Raw genomic sequence first — 3,785 nt, 5'->3', positions numbered from 1 at the left:
ACCTATAGTATTGGCTTTCGCTCGCCGTCTCGCAAGGAATTGATTGGAAGTTGGTGCGACGATCTGCTGCCGAAAATGACCGATGATGATCGCTATAGCGATCCCGATCTGGCGGTACAGGCAAATCCGGGCGAAATATCTGCGAATTCCATCGACCGGCTGCACGCCATGCTCACGGAAAAGCTGACTGATCGCAGGGAATTTGCAAGGTGGTTCGGGGAATATAGCAGCACGCCAAGATATCCGGATACGGACTGGCGACCGGAAGAACTGATCGAGATCGAACATTTGCGCGGTTTGCTGACCGCCGACAATCCGCTGCTCCGCAACCCCGCCAGCCGCTTTTCCTTCATTCGCGAGAACGAGGTCAAGCTGCTGCTGTTTGTCGATGGGGATTGTTTTACATGCGCCGACGATATGGTCGGGCTGGCCGAGATGATCTGCGCGCATGATCAGTTTGTCATCGATCCTGAATGGCAAACATCGGATGCTGTCGTGGCGTTGCTCGCTGATCTTTACAATCGCGGCAGCCTCTCTTTCGACTGGGGCTAGCCGAGCAGGTTATTGAAGACAAAAAAAGGGCGGGAATGCCATGCACTCCCGCCCTTTTTCGTTTTCGGTATTAGGCTTATGCCTGCTGCAAGTTTACAGCGGCTTTCTTGCCGTTATTTCCGGTTTCGACATCATATGTCAGACGTTGTTCTTTTTCGAGCGACTGCATTCCGGCAGCCTGAACTGCTGTAATGTGCACGAAGCTGTCATCGCCACCATCTTCAGGAGCGATGAAACCATAGCCCTTGTCGGTGTTGAAAAATTTTACGGTGCCTGTAGGCATAGTCTTATTCCTATTCATAACTTAATTATGCCCGATCTTGCAAAATGCAAAACCGAACGGGATTGGCCAACTTCGAGATATGGGAAAAAGAGTATGCAACCTTAGGGGTAGCGAAACCATGATTTCGTCGTAACGCGATTTATTAGCTATCGCGCCTATAGCAGCCTATTCCTTAATAAGCAATCAGATGTATTTCGACGGTTTCCGGGGCCACAGAAATTGTGTAGCGTCAGCGGTTATGAACAAATCTCTATTGGCCTGCTCGGCAGCGTTTCTTCTCTGTATCCCTCTGGTTTCCTGCGATTCATCGCCTGACACGCCGCCGGAACCATCCGCGCAGGATCTGTTTTTCGAGCGGCTGAGTCTGCTCTGTGGCAAGGCTTATGCTGGCATTTTGGTGTCGGAGCAGGAAGCCGATGCCGATATGGCGGGCAAGCCGATGATCATGCACGCTGCGTCCTGCGACCTCAACGAAATCCAGATTCCTTTCCATATTGCCGAAGGACCGGACACGTGGGACCGGTCGCGGACATGGTTCATCACCCGCACCGAAGAGGGACTACGCCTGAAGCACCGGCACCGGCATCAGGATGGCAGCCTCGACAGCGTCACCAACTATGGCGGTGATACGGCCGGTGACGGAACAGCCGACCGGCAGGAATTCCCGGTAGACGCCGAATCCATAGCCTCCTTCAAGGCCAACGGCCTTGATCAGTCGGTGACCAACGTCTGGGCCGTCGAGATCAGCCCGCCGGGCCAGTCCGATGCCCAATTCGCCTATGAACTGCGCCGGCCCGAATCAGCGGATGGTCGCCATTTCCGGGTTGAGTTCGATCTGTCCAAATCGATCGCCGTGCCGCCCGCCCCCTGGGGGAACTGACCCTTTATGATCGCCCAGCTTGCAGTCGCCACGGGCATGGTCTTGCTCACCGTCGTTATCCACGGCGCCGGCATATTCGCCCTCGGCCGCTTTCTACGCATAGAGGCACGGGAAGAGGCGCAGGAGCATATCCACCCGATGTCGCTGCACGGCGTCGGCGTCACGCTGGTACTCGTCATCGGCTTGTTCCTGCTCCACGGCATAGAGATATGGACCTATGCCTTTGTGTTCCTCCTGCTCGAAGCACTGCCGAACTTGGGCGAAGCGATCTATTTCTCGACCATCACCTATGCCACCACCGGATATGATGACGAGAGCATTTCCCAGTCGTGGCGCATGGTCGCGGCGATCGAAGGGGTCAACGGCGTCATCCTGCTTGGATGGTCGACCGCATTCTTTGTCACCGTTGTCGCCCGGATGAGAAGCGGAAGATGACCGCACCAGAAAGTTTCAAACGTCGTTTTTTCCGGATTTTGCTGGCGCTGATCTACTTGCTCGCCGGCATCGCCCATATCCGGTCGCCGGGCGGTTTTCTGCAGATCACCCCGGATTGGGTGCCATTTCCCGAACAGGTCATCCTGTGGACCGGAATAGCGGAAATTGCCGGAGCCATCGGGCTGACGATCCCGCCCCGGATGATCCCGCATATCCGCTATGCAGCGGGGATCGGCCTCGCGCTCTATGCGCTGTGCGTCTATCCGGCAAATATCAACCATGCGATCAACAATATCGCGATCGGCGGAGAGAGTGCGAGCTGGCTCTATCACGCCCCGCGCCTCGCTTTCCAGCCGGTGTTTATCTGGTGGGCGCTGATCGCCGGCGGCGTCACTAACTGGCCATTCAAGCCAAAACAGTCGTAAACCTGCCCAAAGTCTGGTATTCATGTTATCATAAAACTTGCTAGTTCGCGTACGGCAAAGGAGCATGACATGGAAAAACATGGCGATCAGATCGAAGTTACCGAGCGCGAGGCGAGCAACAAGCCGCGCGGACCCCACAATGTCCGAATTGTCCTCGCGGCCTCGTTGCTGCTGGCGGTCGTGGTGATGTCGATGGTGTGGATCATTCCGGCGCTGAGTTGATGGACGGAGCATGGTCCGTTCGTGCTGAGCTTGTCGAAGCATGTTTCCAGGCCCACGCCGTCCTTCGACAGGCTCAGGACGAACGGTAGAAACACATCTGTACAAGAGATAGACAGCTCCAAAGTTTGTCAAAGTTGGGGCCAAGAACGGGTTTTTCCGGACGTGCCCTTGTCACTTTTCTTCGCCCGATTCATCATCATTTTCAGATATTTGCAGCTTGCTTGGGGTAAGCCTTATCAGCTTTGGTAATCCAACAGCCTCCTCTAAATCACCGGTCCGCTCCTGACGCTGCCAGCGCGGCAATTTGCCGTCCATGATATCGGCAATTTCCAGCGCATCATCCAGTTCCTCGGGCGACAGCAATTGCTCCGGCTCGGTCGGCGGTTCGGGGCCGAGCAGCTTCAGCGCTTCGGCAACCGGCGGATGCGCGGGCACGGTCTCCTGCCCCTCCCCGGCGGCGCGACCGTCGCGGTGGGCGTGGCGGTAGCGTTCGGGCGCGTGGGCGCGGATCAGGAACATCAGCAGCCGGTCGTTATATTTGCGCTTGGTGTAGACATGTTGCCCCTCCTTATCGAGCACCACATCGTCGACTCCGTTGATCGCGCGGTCAAAGGCAATATCGACCAGCCGCCCGGAGGACGCGTGCCGCGCCGCTTCCCAGGCGGCGGCAAAACCCTCCGCCCCCGGTGCCCGGCGCAGCGTATAGGCGGCGGTATCCGACATCCCGACACTACGCGCCGCGTCGATCACCACCCCGCTATCGGCCAGCGCCCCGATAAACGCCCGCTGCCGCTCCGGCGTCCAGCCGTCCTTGCGAGGCTTGCGCAAGACCGGGACCCAGTCATAGGCGGCGGGGTCGTGGCCGTGCCGGTCCAGATTGGAGGCGTCTGGTTCGGAGGAGTCGACGTCCGTGTCGTCGGGGGTGGAGGGGGTTTGGAGAGATTTTTTGTCTGTCATGGGAGACAGAATAACCTATTTGGTTGGTTGT

The 3,785-nt window shown here is 57.3% G+C and carries 7 protein-coding genes; 5 read left to right on the top strand and 2 right to left on the bottom strand.

Annotated elements, in window-relative coordinates:
- A partial coding sequence (locus WBM93_RS10575; protein ID WP_424431647.1) for a winged helix domain-containing protein occupies window positions 1–552 on the top strand: 552 nt, incomplete at its 5' end.
- 76 nt (window positions 553–628) lie between these two features.
- Here the strand turns inward: WBM93_RS10575 and WBM93_RS10570 are convergent.
- On the bottom strand, window positions 629–835 hold the full coding sequence (locus tag WBM93_RS10570; protein WP_067200226.1) for a cold-shock protein: 207 nt from the start codon (window positions 833–835) through the stop codon (window positions 629–631).
- Window positions 836–1,073: 238 nt separating this feature from the next.
- Between WBM93_RS10570 and WBM93_RS10565 the strand changes: the two genes are divergently transcribed.
- The 4 genes from WBM93_RS10565 (at window position 1,074) to WBM93_RS10550 (ending at window position 2,797) form a co-directional block, all read left to right on the top strand.
- Window positions 1,074–1,715, top strand: a complete 642-nt coding sequence (locus WBM93_RS10565; protein ID WP_424431645.1) for a hypothetical protein — start codon at window positions 1,074–1,076, stop codon at window positions 1,713–1,715.
- Window positions 1,716–1,721: 6 nt separating this feature from the next.
- On the top strand, window positions 1,722–2,150 hold the full coding sequence (locus WBM93_RS10560; protein ID WP_424431643.1) for an ion channel: 429 nt from the start codon (window positions 1,722–1,724) through the stop codon (window positions 2,148–2,150).
- Window positions 2,147–2,575, top strand: a complete 429-nt coding sequence (locus WBM93_RS10555; protein ID WP_424431641.1) for a DoxX family protein — start codon at window positions 2,147–2,149, stop codon at window positions 2,573–2,575. The genes WBM93_RS10560 and WBM93_RS10555 overlap by 4 nt, the downstream gene beginning before the upstream one ends.
- Window positions 2,576–2,644: 69 nt before the next feature.
- Window positions 2,645–2,797, top strand: a complete 153-nt coding sequence (locus WBM93_RS10550; RefSeq protein WP_424431639.1) for a hypothetical protein — start codon at window positions 2,645–2,647, stop codon at window positions 2,795–2,797.
- A 171-nt stretch (window positions 2,798–2,968) separates the two neighbouring features.
- Here the strand turns inward: WBM93_RS10550 and WBM93_RS10545 are convergent, their stop codons facing one another.
- Window positions 2,969–3,754 (bottom strand): hypothetical protein, encoded by a 786-nt coding sequence (locus WBM93_RS10545; protein ID WP_424431637.1) that lies wholly within the window; start codon window positions 3,752–3,754, stop codon window positions 2,969–2,971.
- Between the last annotated feature and the right edge of the window lie 31 nt (window positions 3,755–3,785).

It is taken from the genome of Parasphingorhabdus sp., assembly GCF_049667325.1.
Classification (GTDB): Bacteria; Pseudomonadota; Alphaproteobacteria; order Sphingomonadales; family Sphingomonadaceae; genus Parasphingorhabdus.
The sequence above is the reverse complement of the archived record's forward strand: the minus strand, read 5'-3'. Positions and strand labels throughout refer to the sequence as shown.

What these genes read in the sequence shown, in the direction of transcription:
- WBM93_RS10570 (WP_067200226.1), bottom strand. Translation starts at nt 835, where the DNA reads ATGCCTACAGGCACCGTAAAATTTTTCAACACCGACAAGGGCTATGGT.
- WBM93_RS10565 (WP_424431645.1), top strand. Translation starts at nt 1,074, where the DNA reads ATGAACAAATCTCTATTGGCCTGCTCGGCAGCGTTTCTTCTCTGTATC.
- WBM93_RS10560 (WP_424431643.1), top strand. Translation starts at nt 1,722, where the DNA reads ATGATCGCCCAGCTTGCAGTCGCCACGGGCATGGTCTTGCTCACCGTC.
- WBM93_RS10555 (WP_424431641.1), top strand. Translation starts at nt 2,147, where the DNA reads ATGACCGCACCAGAAAGTTTCAAACGTCGTTTTTTCCGGATTTTGCTG.
- WBM93_RS10550 (WP_424431639.1), top strand. Translation starts at nt 2,645, where the DNA reads ATGGAAAAACATGGCGATCAGATCGAAGTTACCGAGCGCGAGGCGAGC.
- WBM93_RS10545 (WP_424431637.1), bottom strand. Translation starts at nt 3,754, where the DNA reads ATGACAGACAAAAAATCTCTCCAAACCCCCTCCACCCCCGACGACACG.